This is a genomic window from Paenibacillus sp. MMO-177, assembly GCF_037147795.1.
In the GTDB taxonomy this organism is placed as follows: Bacteria; Bacillota; Bacilli; order Paenibacillales; family Paenibacillaceae; genus Pristimantibacillus.
This window is the reverse complement of record NZ_JBBCUR010000005.1, coordinates 193974-207529: the sequence shown is the minus strand read 5'-3', so window position 1 is coordinate 207529 and position 13556 is coordinate 193974. Positions and strand designations below refer to the sequence as shown.

Genomic DNA, 13556 nt, shown 5'->3' with positions numbered 1-13556 from the left:
ACGAAAACAGCTCACTCTCCGATTAGGAACGAGCTGTTTTTTGTTGGTCTTTGATGTTAATTTTTCAGCCACCAGTTAACTTAAATGTCAGCGACGATAGTGCGAAATCAAGCATAACGGTTTGCCGGAAACGGTAGGCCAAGATGCTCTCTCAAGGTAGAGCCGGTGTACTCCAATCGGAACAAGCCTCGCTTCTGCAAAATGGGGACGACCTGCTCGACGAAATCCTCCAATCCGTCAGGTAACGAAGGCGCCATCAGCATAAAGCCGTCAGCAGCGCGGTTTCGGAACCAATATTCTAAAGTGTCGGCAATCTTCTCCGGGGTACCGACCAGATGGTCGCTGCTGAACGATCCGGTGAGCAGGGAGTAAACCTCGCGAAGTGTCGGATTTATCCGGGAAATAATCGGCTGATGCTTCAAATAATCGGTTTTGGTCATCGGTAAGCGATCTAGTCCGGCATCTTTGGCACGGTCGTCTAGTGAAAAGCCGTTGAAATCGACGAAGCCTTGGAAATAATCGGATAGAAAACCGATGCCTGTCTCTTCGGGAATGAGGGACTCTAGCCGGCTTCTCTTCTCTCTCGCTTCTTCTTCCGTAGAGCCGATAATAGGAGAGATGCCTTGCAGAATATAAACTTGATCTGGATTCCGTCCGGCAGCAGCCACTTTGTTCTTGAAGGCATCATAATATGCCTTCGCTTCATCGAAATCGTACTTGATAGAGAAGATGACTTCTCCTATCCGGGAAGAGAGTTCTTGCCCGGAATTGGAGACACCGGCTTGAACGAGTACGGGGCGTGCTTGCGGGGAACGGCTGATATTCAGAGGACCTTCTACAGAGAAGAACTCTCCCTTGTGCTGGAGCCGATGAAGCTTGTTGCGATCAAAGAACACTCCTCTCTCCTTGTCGTAAATAAAAGCATCGTCCTCCCAGCTATCCCACAATCCCAGCACCACTTCCAGGAACTCACTGGCCCTTCGATAGCGGAATCCATGCTCAAGATGTTCTTCGGCACCGAAATTTCTCGCAGTGTTGCCTGATAAATCGCGGGTCGTGACGATGTTCCAGCCAGCACGACCCTTGCTAATATGATCGACGGACATCAACAGACGAGCAAGGTTGAAAGGCTCGATGTAGGAGGTGGATGCTGTGGCGACAATGCCGATTTGCTCTGTGCTGGCCGCCAAAGCGGCGATAAGGGTAATCGGCTCGTAACGGTTAAGAATGTTGGGATGAGAAACTTCGTTGATCGCTAGGCTGTCTGCTAGAAATGCGATATCGAATTTACCCTTTTCGGCAGTTCTTACAAGCTTCTTGTAGTAATCGATGTCAATGCTGGCACCGGCGATAGCCTGCGGTAATCTCCATGAGGCGACATGCATTCCGGTGCCGACTAGATAAGCCGACAGTTTCATTTGGCGTGTTGCAGTACTCATGATAAGCCTCCCAAATATAAGTATTTTTATGTGAATAGTATAATTATAAGTTTCCTTTTTGGGAAGATATTGACACCTTATGAAAAATGGATTAAGTTAATAAAAGCATATCGGAATAATGTGAATTTAATACGGATCATTAAGTTGACCAGATGTCTGGAAACTAAGTACTCTCCCTTCGAAGAAGGGGGAAGGGCTTAGTTTTTTTATTTTGTATGAGGAGGTGACGATTTGATTCTCGTGGAGCAACTGAGCAAGACCTATCTGACGACAAAAGGAAGTGTCTCAGCGCTGGACCGCATCGATTTACAGATAGCCACAGGGGAAATCTTCGGCGTTATCGGAGTTAGCGGAGCTGGCAAATCCACGTTGATCCGGTGTATGAACCGACTGGAGGAACCGGATTCGGGGCGCATCTGGATCGGAGGCGACGATATTACGCAGTTGAAAGGTCGTAAACTACGCAAGGCACGGCAGAAGATCGGCATGATCTTTCAACATTTCAATCTGCTAGACGGTAAAACCGTGTATCAGAATGTTGCGTTTCCGCTCGTAGTAGCAGGTCATCCAAGGGAGCGAATTCGGCAGCGTGTCCGGGAAATACTTGACTTGGTTAAGCTGACCGACAAGGAAGATACATATCCGGCTCAGCTTAGCGGGGGTCAGAAGCAGAGGGTTGGTATTGCCCGCGCGCTCGCGAATGATCCAGATGTACTTCTAAGCGATGAGGCGACTTCGGCTCTTGATCCAGAGACGACCTATTCCATTTTGGAACTGCTAAAGGACATTAACCGCCAGTTGAAGCTGACGATCGTGCTTATTACTCACGAATTGGAAGTGCTCCAGCATATATGCGATAGTATGGCCGTCATCGAGAATGGGAGAATCGTAGAGACCGGTCCGGTCGCCAAATTGTTCTTGAATCCGGAGAGCGATACCGCGCGAAGATTCGTAGGCGTTCTGGAGCATTATCGTAGTAGAAGAGGCTTAATTGAAGGATTGGGAGAGGGTATATGAAAAACGATTTATTCGGACTCCTATGGGAAGCTCTTCGAGAGACACTTTATATGGTGGTCTGGTCATCCTTCTTCGGCCTTCTATTAGGGTTGGCCCTTGGTATTCTGCTTGTTGTAACAGACAAGGGACATGTCCTACAGTCCGTACCTATCAACAAGGTGATTAGCTTCCTAATAAACGGCATCCGATCGATTCCGTTTATTATCCTGATCGTGCTGCTGCTTCCCTTAGCGCGTTTGATCGTAGGAACGTCGCTTGGTCCAACAGCGGCTATCGTTGCGTTATCGATCGGTGCTGCTCCTTTCCTGGGACGAATTGTGGAAAATTCGTTGAAGGAAGTGGGTGCAGGGAAGATTGAAGCTGCAATCGCAGTTGGCGCTTCGCCGGTTACGATCATCTTCCGGGTTCTCATTCCCGAAGCGCTGCCTGCGCTAGTACGAGGCGTAACGATTGCCATCATCGGGATCACCGAATTAACGGCGGTTGCCGGAGCTATTGGGGCTGGCGGACTCGGAAGTCTAGCGATTCGCTTCGGCTACCAACGATTCCGGGAGGATATCATGTTCGCCACCGTCTTGGTCATCATCCTTCTGATTCAAGCGATTCAGTGGACCGGCGACGGGATTGCAAAGTCTATTCACAACAGGCGTTATAAGCTCGAATAATCCTGGTTTGCCTGGAAAGAGCGATTTGAAGTTTCAATAAGATCACAAATTTATAAATAGAAAGTAGGAGAGAAAATGTCTAAGAAAAGATTGGTCGTCCTATTTGCCTTCCTGTTTGTTGTGAGCTTGATCGCCGCTGCTTGCGGTTCGAATAACAACGGGTCCTCCGGCAATAGTTCTCCGCAAGCCTCCGCTAATCAAAGTCCAAGCGACAGCCCGTCTCCGTCCGCCTCCGAGCCGGTTAAAGAAGTCACGTTAAAAGTCGGAGCGGCAGCCGTGCCTCATGCCGAAATTTTGGAGTTCATCAAGCCTAAGCTAAAAGAGGAAGGCATTAATCTGGAGATCGAAGTCCTCGACGATGAAGGGCAATTGAATCCGGCTTTGCAGGAAAAGCAGATCGATGCCAACTACTTCCAGCACGTTCCTTATCTGGATTCTGTCAAAGACGAGAAGGGCTACGACTTCGTCGTAACGACGAAAGTGCATGTGGAACCGATCGGCTTCTACTCGAGCAAGCTCAAATCCAAGGACGAAATCAAAGAAGGAGCCAAAATCGGCATTCCGAACAATCCATCCAATGAATATCGTGCTCTCGTTCTCCTGCAGCAGCAGGGTCTGATCAAGCTCAAAGACGGGCTGACGACTTACGAGGCAACTCCGAAGGATATCATCGACAATCCGAAAAAACTCAAATTCGTAGAAGCTGATTCCGCTACATTGCCAAGATCTCTCCCGGATCTGGACGGAGCGATCATTAATACAAACTTGGTTCTCGAGGCCAAAATCGATCCGCAGAGCGCACTATTTAGGGAAGACTCAAATTCGCCGTACGCGAATGTCATCGTTGTAAGAAGAGGGGACGAGAACCGAGATGAGATTAAGAAGTTAGACGCCGCGTTAACAACACCGGAAGTTAAGAAATTTATTGAAGATAAATACGGAGTAGCGGTTGTTCCTGCGTTCTAAGCTTCAGTTCAAACTGAATTTGTTATATAGGAAAGGGGTTAGTAGAAGCATGGGAACCTTAAATGAATACTTGAAACAGAAAAGGGAAGCCCTTCTAGCGCGTAGAGTTCAAGCCGAAAAACAGCCGGATCAAGTTAATTCTATCAGTGCTAAGGTAAGAGCGTCAGGAAGAAGCGGTGTTCGGGAAATCCGAATTCGTGATTTCCAAGTCATAAGCGACAGTCCACCGGATTTCGCGGGCTATAATCTTGGTCCCTCTTCGCCAGAGCTTCAGCTTGGGGTGCTGGGAAGCTGCTTGACGCACATCGCATTAATTCAAGCTGCTGAAAGACAAGTGTCCCTTCACTCGCTTGAAGTTGAAGTAACCGGGGAGATGCACCCGCTAGCGGGTCGTCCGGGCTACGAGCATATCCCGATTTACCCTCATAACATTCGCTACAAATTGATAATAGGTTCCGAAGAGTCAGAGGAAACATTGCAGGCGCTCCATCAAGCGATCGAACAGGTTTGCCCGATCTTTAACCTGCTTCGCAACCCTCAGCAAATTGAAGGGCAATTGGAAATCAGTCGTCTAAGCTCAGTAACAGTGTTGTAGAGTCCATTTCCAGACCATATTTGAAGTGTCGATCCCCCTTGGCTCCACTATAACAAAATCACTCAAAACCCTTGTGAATCAAGGGTTTTTCTTTGTTTTTACTAAGTTGCTAAATTGGTTTTAAAGCGGTCTGGTCTTACCCACTTCAAAAAGTTGTTAGTTGTTGAATTGTTCCGGGGTCATCCCCTCTAACTTTCGGAACCGCTGAATGAAGTATGTACTGTTTGCAAAACCGACAAGCTCCGCAATATTCTTTATGGTCATGCTCGTCGATACCAGCAGGTTCTTGGATTGGAGAATACGGCATTCCGTTAAATACTCAATCGGAGTTTTCCCAATTAAGCTGTGGAACTGCCTGCTGAAATGCGAAGGACTACAGCAAGCTTGCGATGACATTTGCTCGAGCGTGAGCGGCTCACGGCAGTGTGAGCGTATCCACTCCGCTGCCTCAGTTAGCCTGTCCCGCATTCCAGGTTTAGGGATGCCTTCAAGAGTCTCAGCATGCTGGACAATTAAAGCGATCATTTCATAAGTAATGGCAGATAATCTAGCTGCTCCTTCCTGCATTGGAGGCATGCGGAAATCTAACAATTCTGACCACAAAAGGTCCAGCCGTTCTACCCCTTCCCACGAGAAGAGCCAAGGCTCTCGATCCCCCCGTCCTTGCAGTAGTGTGCCTAAACCGCGAGCCGTAAAATGAACCCACCTGATATCCCATGGCTCAAAGCTGTCAGCGTAGTATTGCTGTGGCACACCTGGACCGTAAAGAAAACCGGTACCACCGTTCAGTTCCATAGTTTTCTCTCCAATCCGAACATATCCCTTGCCAGACCGAACGATATGCCAGTTGTAAGTGGTGAGTCCATTAGGTCGGTTCTCGTAGTGCTCTGTCTCGTTTGCGTAGTGGCCAAATGATTCCGGGTAACAGAGAAAGCGTTCGAATCGTGGCTCAGGAACAAAGTGATTAATGCGCAAAGATCTCACTCCAAATAGCATAATTGTGATATGCATATCAAAAAAATGTGATTTAATGCTCTTTTTATAAATAATATAATTAGCCTATTGGATAAAATGCAAGCAAAATAATGATATTGGAAATGGAGAATTATCAGATGAGAATGGGGATGGATTACTATCCGGAGCATTGGGATCGTTCCATGTGGGAAAAAGATGCGAAGCTCATGCAGGATACAGGCGTTAACCTGATTCGTGTTGCTGAATTCGCTTGGTCTAGACTAGAGCCCACGGAAGGCTGTTACGATTTTACGTGGCTTGATGATGCAATCGATACATTTGCAAAACACGGTATTCAGGTTGTCATCGGAACACCGACCTGTACACCTCCGAATTGGCTTGTCCATGAGTATCCAGATGTACTGCCGCGTGATGCACAGTTGCATCCGCACTATCCCGGAGTTCGGGGACACCGATGTTATAATAGCCTTTCAATGAGACACTACTCGACCTTAATAGTGGAAAAACTTGCGCTTCACTATGCGGATAACCCAGCTGTCGTAGGATGGCAGATTGATAATGAGTTCGGTCTGCATGAGTGCAACTGCGATCATTGCAATTCGCGGTTCCGGGATTGGTTGCAAAATAAGTATGGTTCTATCGAAGCCGTCAACTCAGAATGGGGGACTGTCGTTTGGAGCGGGGAATACAGCAATTGGTCACAAATCACTACCCCGCTAGGAGGCACCAAGCATAAAAATCCATCGTATTTACTGGATTACAAACGTTTTGAAACCGATTCGGTAGTCGAGTTCCAACAACTGCAATTGAACATCTTGAAGAAGCATTGTCCGAATCATTTCGTTACACACAACATCTGGAGCTATCCGATGAGCCTGGATTACTACAAACTTTGTGAGAATCTGGACTTTGTCTCCCTTGATTATTATCCGAGCACGAGTCCGGAAAAGGATGTTTCAAGTGGATATAGCGGAGCATTGACCTTGGATTTGACGCGCGGAATCAAACGGCAGAATTTCTGGATCATGGAGACAATTAGCGGTCCCCCAGGCTGCTGGATGCCGATGTGGCGTACACCGCATCCTGGATTTATACGAGCCTTTGCTTGGCAATGCATTGCACGTGGAGCGGATGCGCTTGTGCATTTCCGGTGGCGCAGCGCTCCGTCGGGAGCAGAACAATTCTGGCACGGGCTGATTGACCATAGTAATGTACCCGGCAGGAGGTTTGAAGAATACCGTGGACTCTGCCAAGAAGTACAGAAACTTGCTCCTCTCTTAGAAAGGACAAAAGTACAGAGCGAAGCGGTTATCCTTCATTCGCACGATCAATTTAACGCCTTTCAGATGCAGCCGCAAGTAGAAGGAATGGATTATTTCGATAATATAAAAACGATTCATCGCGCCTTCACTAAACTAGGCATGATGACAGATGTGCTGAGCGAGAATGAAGACCTGAGCAGATATAAGCTCATTGTGGCTCCTTCGCTATTCTTGCTCGACCCGGAGCTAGCGTCACGTTTGGAGGAATGCGTCAAGAATGGGGCGACGCTTGTATTGATGCCTCGAACAGGCGTGAAGAATCAAAATAACATATGTTGGATTCAACCTTTGCCCGGACCGCTTTCCGATGCTGCGGGAGTCACTGTTGCGGAGTACGATCCAATCGGCAAAGATGTTCACACTATTCGTTGGCAAAACAAGTCTTACTCCTGCAGTCAATGGTGCGACATCTTATCGCCTCAAAGTGCGGAACCAGTAGCTTGGTACGAAGATGATTTCTACGCCGGCCAGACCGCCGCAACCGTTCACGCTTTGGGTGAAGGCAAAGTGTACTACTTGGGAACGTTTCCTGAGGAAGCTTTTTATGTGGATTTCTTTAAAGAGGCTGCAGACGAATCAGGCCTGCGCTTATTCCCTGGATTACCGGAAGGTGTTCAAATCTCATTGCGTGCAAATGAGTCATCACGATATTTGTTCCTAATGAACCTTACGCGTAAGCCACAGACCGTACAGCTTGATGGGATGTATAGAAGCATCTTTAACGATAGTGATATTGACCAAACCTTAACAATGGAACCATATGCGGTCGAAATCGTGGAGCTTCCACAGAGCTAGTTGTTATTGCAAAGTAATCAGAATTCTCGAGTGCTCAGGTTCAAGGAGACATCTCCTGAGTCATTGCGACAATGACTCAGGAGATGTCTCCTTTTTTATATTGCAACACTTCTATTTCTTCGTTCGGTAGACACGCTCCGGCCTGCCGACGACACCGTAGGACAGATCGGCATAAACGTTGCCTAATCCGACCAGGTGCTCCAAATACCGCCTGCTCGTCGAGCGGCTCGTGCCGATCAGCTTCGCAACCTGCTCAGCGGACAAGCCCTTGCTCTCGGAGGCGAGCGCTTGCACGACCTTCTCCAGCGTGAGCCTGTCGATTCCTTTGGGCAGCAGCGTTGAATCGGCCGCAATCTCGATCTTGCTCGAACCGGCAAGCACGCGGTCGATATCGTTCTGGTTAACGGTATGCGAATGCGCTAAACGGCGCAGCTCAGCCTGGAATGCAACATAGCGAAGGAGTGTTTCCCTGAGGCGGTTAAAGACGAGCGGTTTCATAATATAATCGAACGCACCGCCGCGGATCGCTTCACGCACCGCTTCGCTTTCTCTTGCGGCGGTAATCATAATGAGGTCCGTATCCCTATAATGCTGACGGATGTAGTGCAGCATGCTTAATCCGTTCGTATCGGGAAAGTAGATGTCGAGCAGCACGAGCTGGGGATTTAACACTTCCAGTTGCGTCCGGGCTTGCGTTTCGTCGGTAGCAATGCCGACGACATGAAAACCTTCGATTTGTTCCACAAAGCGTCTGTTTATTTCGGCAATTTTTACATCGTCTTCCACAATCAACACTTCTATAGTTGGCTTCTCCCTCATCATTTCGATTGCTCCTTCCGGCTTAAATCCGCATGTTTTGGTATGGCTACCGTAAAAATCGTACCTCCCTGCGGGCTGCGGCTGAAGGTCAAGTAGCCGTTCAGTTTATGAATGGCATGCTCAACTAGAGACAGACCGATGCCTCTATGTTCACCTTGCTTGGTGGAGAAGCCCTTCTTGAATATGGCCTCGCTGAAATCCTCGGGTATGCCAACACCGTTATCCTCGCATTCAATAATTAAATCATCGCCTAGATCGGTCAGAAACAACGAGGTAAGCTTGTTGTCCCCGTCCAAATCATTGCGGGCAAGCACCGCTTCCATCGCATTATCAACCAGATTGCCGATAATGGTAACGAGAAGACTTCGGTCCATATGAGGCGGTATGTCGCGGAAGGAGCTTTCCTCGTCAAGGCGGAAGTTGATCTTCAGCTCCTTGGCGTGATTGTATTTGCCAATGAGCAGCCCGGCGATTACCGGGTCTGGAACTTCGCGCATGATGAATTGGACGAGATTTTGATGAACGCTCGCTTCTTTCGAAATAAGGTCAATCGCTTCCTGATAGGATTCGAGCTGGATAAGTCCCGAAATAACGTAAAGCTTGTTGGAAAACTCATGGGTCTGGGCGCGGAGCGAATCGGCGAACCTCTTGACCTGCGACAGCTCCTCGGCAAGCCGGTACAGCTCGGATTTGCTGCGGAAGCTGGATACGGCGCCGCTCACCCGATTCTGAAAATCTTTGATTGGTACGCGATTCACAATGACCTCTTCCTCGCCAATCAGCATCTCCCGATCCGATTGGCCAAGTCCGGAGCGAACAACATCCATCAGACCTGTATTCGGAATGATCTCCTCCACCTGCTTGCCGATAATGCTCTCGTGCTCGGGTATGGCAAGAAGCTGGTGCGCATAGCGGTTGGCCAGTGTTATGCGTCCGGCTCGGTTAATCGCAATGATGCCTTCGCGAATCGATTCCAGAATAGCCTGTTTCTCCATATAAAGTTCGCCTATCTCCTTCGGTTCAAGGCCGTGGATGGACCGCCTTACGCTGCGGGCAATGAGGATGGAGCCAATCGTGCCTACCACAAGGACGACGAAGGAAACGAGCAGCACTTCAATTTGATACGCATCGGTGATGGAATTAACATCGCCGGTCAAAAATCCGACGGAAACGATGCCGATAACGCGGCCGCTTTTGTCAAAGATCGGAGCTTTGCCGCGCAGGGAAGGGCCCATTGAGCCGGTAGCCTCAGAAATTATGGGTTTTCCTTCAAGTACAGGACCGTTGTCCCCGCCGACCATGAGCCCGCCAATTCGTTCCGGAATCGGATGGGAGTACCGTACGCCATCCCGATTCCCGACGACGATGTATTGCGCGCCGGTTTCGAGCCGAACCGATTCGGCCAGAGGCTGAATGACAAGCGCGGGGTTCTCATCGTCGAAGGCGTTGCGGATTTCGGGCATGACGGCAAGCGTCTCCGCAACCTTGAGCGCCTGCTCTCCGATTTGCTTCTCCAGCAGGGTAGTGATGACAACGTAGAAAATGCCGCCCAAACTAATAATGACGAAAGCGAGCAGGGAACAGATGATAAGAATGAGCTTCGTTTGCAGCCGCATGCAGGTCGCCTCCGATTTTTTCCTCCTATTGTAGCACAACTTGTAACCGCTATCTTAAATGACGTCCGTGAACAAAATGAACAAAATGACCACAATCGCTTTATTATCGTTTATGTCCTTAACATTTTCATTTGATAAATCGGATGTTATTCTGAAAGCGCTTCAAAGAAAGCGCATACAAAAAAATCATGCGGGAGGTCTTCATACATGAAAAAAATACTTATGAAATCCTGGAAAACCGCTCCAATCGTCGTACTTGCTCTCAGCCTTGCTGCATGCGGCAGCGCATCGAACAAATCGGGTTCCGGCTCCTCGAACTATCCGAGCAAATCGCTGACGCTCGTAGCGCCATCGGGCGCAGGCGGCGGCTGGGACATGACGGCGCGCGCGATTACGAAGGTGCTCACGGAAACTAAAGCGACCGATAAGGCCATCACCGTCGAGAACAAGCCGGGCGGCGGCGGCTCGGTGTTCATGGCCGAGTATGCTACGAAAGACGTCAAGGACAACCATAAGCTGTTCGTCAGCTCTCCTCCGATTCTGATCAACCATTTGAAGAAGGAAGGAAACTCGCCTTACGGCTATAACGATACGACGCCGCTGGCGCAATTGACGAAGGATTACGGCGCCATCGCCGTTGCTGCGGATTCCAAATACAACGACCTGAAATCGCTCTTGGACGACATGAAGGCGGATCCGTCTAAATTTACGGTAGCCGGCGGCTCCGCGCCGGGCTCGATGGATCATCTGGTCTCGATCCTCCCTGCATTCAAATACGGAATTGATCCGAAGAGCGTCAAGTACGTTTCCTATGACGGCGGCGGCGAAGCGATTACCGCCCTGCTTGGCGGCAACGCCGATGTGCTGGGCACGGATGCGTCCTCGCTCGACCAGTACTTAAAGGCTGGCAAGATTAAGGTTCTCGCGGTTGAGTCCCCGGAGCGACTGACCGGCGGCAGTCTGGCGGATGTGCCAACGCTGAAGGAGCAGGGCATTGACGCAGAGTTTCTCATTTGGCGCGGCATCTTCGGTCCAAAGGAGATGAGTGCGGATGCTAAGTCCTTCTGGGATACAAAGCTGAAAGCGATGGTTGATTCGGAGCAATGGAAAGCCGAAATGACGGCCAACAATTGGCAGACCGAATACAAAAACGCGGACGATTTCAAAGCATTCCTTGGACAGCAGGAAGCGCAGCTTAAGGAAATGCTGACGGCGCTTGGCATGCAAAAATAGAGAAATAACGCAGCATTAGGGGAGAATTCCCCTAATGCTTACAAAGGAGAGTGACCTGGATGAACCTTTCTTTCGACCGCTATGCAGGCATCGTTTTCTGTGCGATCGGAATCGCATTTATGATCGGCAGCAGATCCATTACGGCAAGCTCCTACGGCAGCAATGTTGGCGCGAACATTTTCCCCATGTTTCTTGGCGGTTTTCTGTCCTTGATGAGCGCAAGATTGATCTACGAGACATTCCGCAAACAGCAGCAGCAAAAAAGCAAATCCAACCTTGACTACAAACGGTTCGGCATTATTTTCACCGCAGCCGTCTTATATGCCTTCTTCCTTGAGGACATTGGCTTTGTTATCTCGACGTTTCTGTTCCTAGTGATCGGCTTTCAGACGATGGAAAGAGGCAAGCTTTGGAAATCGGTTCTTATTGCCGCTTGCTTCTCGTATGGCGTTTATTATCTTTTTGTCAACGTGCTGGACGGCTCTCTGCCAGGTTTCCCAGCTTGGCTTGGCATCTCCTAGGAGGCTACTAGATGAGCACAATCGATTTTTTGGCGCATGGACTGGCTACGGCCATGCAGTGGCATAACGTTGTTTTCGTCTTCCTTGGCGTGCTGATCGGCACCGTCGTTGGCGTGCTGCCCGGCATCGGCCCGATGAGCGGTGTTGCACTCCTTATACCCATTACGGCTACCATGACCGGAGGGCTCGGACCCGAGGAAGCAGCCACCAGTTCGATCATATTGCTTGCAGGGGTTTATTACGGGGCGATGTATGGCGGCTCTACCACCTCGATCCTGTTAAATACGCCAGGCGAGTCTTCGTCGGTCGTCACTACGCTTGACGGTTATCAAATGGCGAAGCAGGGCAGGGCGGGCGCCGCGCTCGCGATTTCGGCAATCGGCTCGTTCGCTGCAGGCATTATTTCGCTCATCGGCCTCATTTTTCTTGCGCAGCCGCTGTCGGCTGTCGCAATCAAGTTCGGTCCTGCCGAATATTTCTCCCTGATGGTGCTCGGCTTGTTGGCGATCAGTGGCCTGGCGGGCAAATCGATGGTGAAGGCGCTGATGATGACGGCGTTTGGCCTGCTGCTGGCGACGATAGGCATCGACAGCGTATCGGGCGTCGAGCGGTTTACTTTCGGCATGCCTGAGCTTTATCAAGGACTTGAGTTTTTGACCATCGCCGTCGGCATGTTCGCCGTTGGCGAAGTGTTCAAGACGATTCTGGAGCGTGAGAGTAACGATGGCGAAATTGCCAAGATCAATCGTATCCTCCCGACCAAGCAGGATATGAAAGACAGCGCGGGGCCGATCGCCCGCGGCTCCGTGCTTGGCTTCTTTATCGGCCTGCTTCCTGGCGCCGGCGCGATTCTGGCCTCCTTCTTTTCCTACGTTATGGAGAAGAAGATAAGCAAAAATCCGGAGAAGTTCGGTAAAGGCGCTATCGCTGGCGTAGCCGCACCGGAATCAGCGAACAACGCCGCTTCCGGCGGCGCAATGATTCCGCTTCTTACAATGGGCATTCCTTCGTCGGGCACGACGGCCATACTTATGGGCGCGTTCATTATGTACAACGTTCAGCCGGGTCCTTTGCTATTCCAGGATCACCCGCAGCTCGCGTGGGGCGTTATCGCAAGCATGTTCGTCGGCAACCTGATGCTCCTGATTCTGAACATGCCGCTCGTCAAGCTGTTCGCCAAGGTCATCGAGACGCCGGCCAAATATTTAATTCCGCTTATTATTGTTTTTTCTGTATTCGGGGTATACGCGGTGCAGTATTCAACCTTCGATTTGCTGCTCATTATGGCTTGCGGGATCATCGGCTATGTATTGTCCAAGAATGATTTTCCGCTCGCTCCGCTCGTCCTTGGCCTTATTCTTGGACCGATGATGGAGAACAATATGCGGCGGGCTTTGACGATTTCGAACGGCGACTTCATGATTTTCCTGCAAAAGCCGGTATCCCTCGCATTCCTTATAATCGGCGTGTTGTGGATTAGCATTCCGCTTCTACTGAAACTGCGCGGCAAGAAGGTCATCATTAACGAAGAAGGCTAAACGGATAGGAGGTTTTTTAAGGTGGATCTGCAGTGGCTTCTTCTCGGCCTGCTCA

At 49.8% G+C, this 13556-nt stretch carries 12 protein-coding genes; 8 read left to right on the top strand and 4 right to left on the bottom strand.

Annotated features, from left to right (window positions below; translation table 11 throughout):
* Nucleotides 1-107: 107 nt before the first annotated feature.
* Nucleotides 108-1439: an LLM class flavin-dependent oxidoreductase gene (locus tag WFK81_RS19125; RefSeq protein WP_336787985.1), complete on the bottom strand. Its 1332-nt coding sequence runs from the start codon at nucleotides 1437-1439 to the stop codon at nucleotides 108-110.
* Nucleotides 1440-1670: 231 nt separating this feature from the next.
* Between WFK81_RS19125 and WFK81_RS19120 the strand changes: the two genes are divergently transcribed.
* From WFK81_RS19120 to WFK81_RS19105, 4 genes are all read left to right on the top strand, one after another.
* Complete coding sequence (locus tag WFK81_RS19120) at nucleotides 1671-2456, top strand: methionine ABC transporter ATP-binding protein (RefSeq protein WP_336787984.1); 786 nt, start codon at nucleotides 1671-1673, stop codon at nucleotides 2454-2456.
* Nucleotides 2453-3121, top strand: a complete 669-nt coding sequence (locus tag WFK81_RS19115) for a methionine ABC transporter permease (protein ID WP_336787983.1) — start codon at nucleotides 2453-2455, stop codon at nucleotides 3119-3121. The genes WFK81_RS19120 and WFK81_RS19115 overlap by 4 nt, the downstream gene beginning before the upstream one ends.
* Before the next feature lie 75 nt (nucleotides 3122-3196).
* A complete protein-coding gene (locus tag WFK81_RS19110; protein ID WP_336787982.1) occupies nucleotides 3197-4087 on the top strand; it encodes a MetQ/NlpA family ABC transporter substrate-binding protein in 891 nt (296 codons plus the stop codon).
* A 49-nt stretch (nucleotides 4088-4136) separates the two neighbouring features.
* Entirely contained in the window at nucleotides 4137-4682 is a 546-nt protein-coding gene (locus WFK81_RS19105; RefSeq protein WP_336787981.1) for an OsmC family protein, read from the top strand.
* A 156-nt stretch (nucleotides 4683-4838) separates the two neighbouring features.
* On the opposite strand, the gene WFK81_RS19100 is transcribed toward WFK81_RS19105, so the two are convergent.
* Nucleotides 4839-5678 carry a helix-turn-helix transcriptional regulator gene (locus tag WFK81_RS19100; protein WP_336787980.1) on the bottom strand — a complete coding sequence of 280 codons (840 nt, stop codon included), beginning with the start codon at nucleotides 5676-5678 and terminating at the stop codon, nucleotides 4839-4841.
* 101 nt (nucleotides 5679-5779) lie between these two features.
* Here WFK81_RS19100 and WFK81_RS19095 point away from each other — a divergent pair, with 101 nt between their 5' ends.
* The gene (locus WFK81_RS19095) at nucleotides 5780-7774 is read left to right on the top strand and encodes a beta-galactosidase (protein ID WP_336787979.1); all 1995 of its coding nucleotides are present in this window, start codon (nucleotides 5780-5782) and stop codon (nucleotides 7772-7774) included.
* Nucleotides 7775-7885: 111 nt separating this feature from the next.
* Here the strand turns inward: WFK81_RS19095 and WFK81_RS19090 are convergent, their stop codons facing one another.
* Together WFK81_RS19090 and WFK81_RS19085 are read right to left on the bottom strand one after the other, a co-directional pair.
* Nucleotides 7886-8593 (bottom strand): response regulator, encoded by a 708-nt coding sequence (locus tag WFK81_RS19090; RefSeq protein ID WP_336788268.1) that lies wholly within the window; start codon nucleotides 8591-8593, stop codon nucleotides 7886-7888.
* Nucleotides 8593-10209 (bottom strand): sensor histidine kinase, encoded by a 1617-nt coding sequence (locus tag WFK81_RS19085; RefSeq protein WP_336787978.1) that lies wholly within the window; start codon nucleotides 10207-10209, stop codon nucleotides 8593-8595. Before WFK81_RS19085 ends, WFK81_RS19090 begins: the two co-directional genes overlap by 1 nt.
* A gap of 207 nt (nucleotides 10210-10416) precedes the next feature.
* Between WFK81_RS19085 and WFK81_RS19080 the strand changes: the two genes are divergently transcribed.
* The 3 genes from WFK81_RS19080 to WFK81_RS19070 are packed head-to-tail and all read left to right on the top strand — an operon-like array spanning nucleotide 10417 to nucleotide 13501.
* Entirely contained in the window at nucleotides 10417-11442 is a 1026-nt protein-coding gene (locus tag WFK81_RS19080) for a Bug family tripartite tricarboxylate transporter substrate binding protein (protein ID WP_442956076.1), read from the top strand.
* A gap of 59 nt (nucleotides 11443-11501) precedes the next feature.
* The gene (locus WFK81_RS19075) at nucleotides 11502-11963 is read left to right on the top strand and encodes a tripartite tricarboxylate transporter TctB family protein (RefSeq protein ID WP_336787977.1); all 462 of its coding nucleotides are present in this window, start codon (nucleotides 11502-11504) and stop codon (nucleotides 11961-11963) included.
* Nucleotides 11964-11974: 11 nt separating this feature from the next.
* Entirely contained in the window at nucleotides 11975-13501 is a 1527-nt protein-coding gene (locus WFK81_RS19070; RefSeq protein ID WP_336787976.1) for a tripartite tricarboxylate transporter permease, read from the top strand.
* Nucleotides 13502-13556: the final 55 nt, after the last annotated feature.

What these genes read in the sequence shown, in the direction of transcription:
- WFK81_RS19125 (WP_336787985.1), bottom strand. Translation starts at nt 1,439, where the DNA reads ATGAGTACTGCAACACGCCAAATGAAACTGTCGGCTTATCTAGTCGGC.
- WFK81_RS19115 (WP_336787983.1), top strand. Translation starts at nt 2,453, where the DNA reads ATGAAAAACGATTTATTCGGACTCCTATGGGAAGCTCTTCGAGAGACA.
- WFK81_RS19110 (WP_336787982.1), top strand. Translation starts at nt 3,197, where the DNA reads ATGTCTAAGAAAAGATTGGTCGTCCTATTTGCCTTCCTGTTTGTTGTG.
- WFK81_RS19105 (WP_336787981.1), top strand. Translation starts at nt 4,137, where the DNA reads ATGGGAACCTTAAATGAATACTTGAAACAGAAAAGGGAAGCCCTTCTA.
- WFK81_RS19100 (WP_336787980.1), bottom strand. Translation starts at nt 5,678, where the DNA reads ATGCTATTTGGAGTGAGATCTTTGCGCATTAATCACTTTGTTCCTGAG.
- WFK81_RS19095 (WP_336787979.1), top strand. Translation starts at nt 5,780, where the DNA reads ATGGAGAATTATCAGATGAGAATGGGGATGGATTACTATCCGGAGCAT.
- WFK81_RS19090 (WP_336788268.1), bottom strand. Translation starts at nt 8,593, where the DNA reads ATGAGGGAGAAGCCAACTATAGAAGTGTTGATTGTGGAAGACGATGTA.
- WFK81_RS19085 (WP_336787978.1), bottom strand. Translation starts at nt 10,209, where the DNA reads ATGCGGCTGCAAACGAAGCTCATTCTTATCATCTGTTCCCTGCTCGCT.
- WFK81_RS19080 (WP_442956076.1), top strand. Translation starts at nt 10,417, where the DNA reads ATGAAAAAAATACTTATGAAATCCTGGAAAACCGCTCCAATCGTCGTA.
- WFK81_RS19075 (WP_336787977.1), top strand. Translation starts at nt 11,502, where the DNA reads ATGAACCTTTCTTTCGACCGCTATGCAGGCATCGTTTTCTGTGCGATC.
- WFK81_RS19070 (WP_336787976.1), top strand. Translation starts at nt 11,975, where the DNA reads ATGAGCACAATCGATTTTTTGGCGCATGGACTGGCTACGGCCATGCAG.